Annotated in this window: 2 protein-coding genes; one reads left to right on the top strand and one right to left on the bottom strand. The window is 64.3% G+C overall.

Going from position 1 to position 1,831, the window contains the following annotated elements; all coding sequences use genetic code 11:
• A partial coding sequence (locus ENZ74_RS30830; protein ID WP_245471047.1) for a M3 family metallopeptidase occupies positions 1 to 747 on the top strand: 747 nt, incomplete at its 5' end.
• Here ENZ74_RS30830 and ENZ74_RS30825 read toward each other — a convergent pair.
• Positions 748 to 1,831 (bottom strand): M81 family metallopeptidase (locus ENZ74_RS30825; RefSeq protein WP_164761351.1); only part of this gene is annotated, 1,084 nt, incomplete at its 5' end.

Raw genomic sequence — 1,831 nt, 5'->3', positions numbered from 1 at the left:
GGCTACAGGCTCGGCCACGGTGCGAGCCCGGTCATCTACAACATCATGAACTTCGCCAAGCCGCCGGTGGGCGAGCCGGCTCTGCTGTCGGTCGACGAGGCCAAAACGCTGTTCCACGAGTTCGGCCATGCTTTGCACGGCATGCTGACCGACGTCACCTGGCCCTCGGTTTCGGGCACTTCGGTCAGCCGCGATTTCGTCGAACTGCCTTCGCAGCTCTACGAGCACTGGCTGACCGTGCCGGCAGTGCTGGAAAAGCACGCGCTGCACGTCAAGACCGGCAAGCCGATGCCCAAGGCGCTGCTCGACAAGATGCTGGCCGCGCGCACCTTCGGCGCCGGCTTCGCCACGGTCGAATTCACCGCCTCCGCCTTGATGGACATGGCCTATCACGCGCGGGCGGAGGCGCCTGAAGCGCCGCTTCGTTTCGAAGCCGAAACGCTTGCAGAACTGCATATGCCGGACACCATAGCCATGCGTCACCGCACCCCGCATTTCGGCCATGTCTTTTCCGGCGAAGGCTATTCGGCCGGCTACTATTCCTACATGTGGTCGGAAGTGCTCGATGCCGATGCTTTTGCCGCCTTCGAGGAAACCGGCGACCCCTTCAACCCGGCACTCGCCGAGCGGCTGCGCAAGAACATCTACGCGGCCGGCGGGTCGAAGGATCCGGAAGAACTCTACACCGCCTTCCGCGGCAAGATGCCGTCGCCGGAAGCGATGATGGCCAAGCGCGGGTTGGTGTGATTAGCCAATCTCCCCCCTCGTGGGGGAGATTGGCCGCTTCCAAGGATCCGTCACCCTCGGCCACACCGGCCTTGTCAGCTTCTTGTAATCGGTCACCGCCGGATTGCTGGGATACGAACTCGGCGCCGAGACATAGATGATCTCGGCGGCGATCGGCTCGAAGCCGGCGTAGAAATGATTGGTCGACTTGATCAGCAGCATGTCCTTGGCTAGCGGATCGACGCCGATGTTGGAAAAGATATCCGGCTCGAAAGTCTGCGTGCGGTTGGTGTTGAGGATGATGTCGACCTCGGTGCCTTCGAGGCGGACCAGCGCCGTCGGCCCAAGCGTCACCCGGCTTGGCCCGAAACTCTGCCAGCCCTCCGCAACCGCCTTCAGCACGCGCACGCGCGCATCGATCGGCTCGCCGGCTTGCGGCCCGGCCTTGCCGCCGAAGCGCAGGTCGATGACTGCGCCCTCGCCTGCCGCCAGGCAGAAGGTGACCGCAATCGGATCCCAGATGGTCGCGACGGCGAACCTGTCCAGGCCACGCGCCAGCATCTGGCGCAGCACGAAGGTGCCGTCGCCGGGCACACCGCCGCCGGGATTGTCCCAGATATCGGCGATGACCACCGGCTTGCCCGGATTTTCTGTGCGCACGGCCAGCGCCCGATCGATGCCGTCGGCAGCACTCAGCATCGTCATCGCCGTCTTTTCGCGCAGCGCGTAGAGTTCCCGCCCGAGCCGTTCCGCCAGCGCGTCGCCCTTGGCCTTGTCATTGTCGGTGACGACCAGGATGCGCGTGCCCATCTCGGGCACATCGGCCGCCATGAAGCCGTGGATGACGGAGACCGACAGCACGCCGTCCTTGCCGTGCAGCGCCTTGATGCGATCGACGAAGGACCGCATCGGCTCGCGGCTGGTCGGCAGCACCTGGATCATGCGGCAGTCGAAGGTCGAAATCACAGGGTTGATCTCACCGCGCACTGCTGCCAGGCCAAGCTCGACGACATGTTCGCCGCGCTCGTAGAAATCGGTGTGCGGAAATTCGAGGAAATAGGCGAGAATGTCGGAGGCCGCGACGCGCTTCGGTGTCAGATGGCTG

The sequence above is a fragment of the Mesorhizobium sp. M7A.F.Ca.CA.002.15.2.1 genome (assembly GCF_003998715.1).
GTDB classification, from domain to species: Bacteria; Pseudomonadota; Alphaproteobacteria; order Rhizobiales; family Rhizobiaceae; genus Mesorhizobium; species Mesorhizobium ciceri.
The sequence above is the reverse complement of the archived record's forward strand: the minus strand, read 5'-3'. Positions and strand labels throughout refer to the sequence as shown.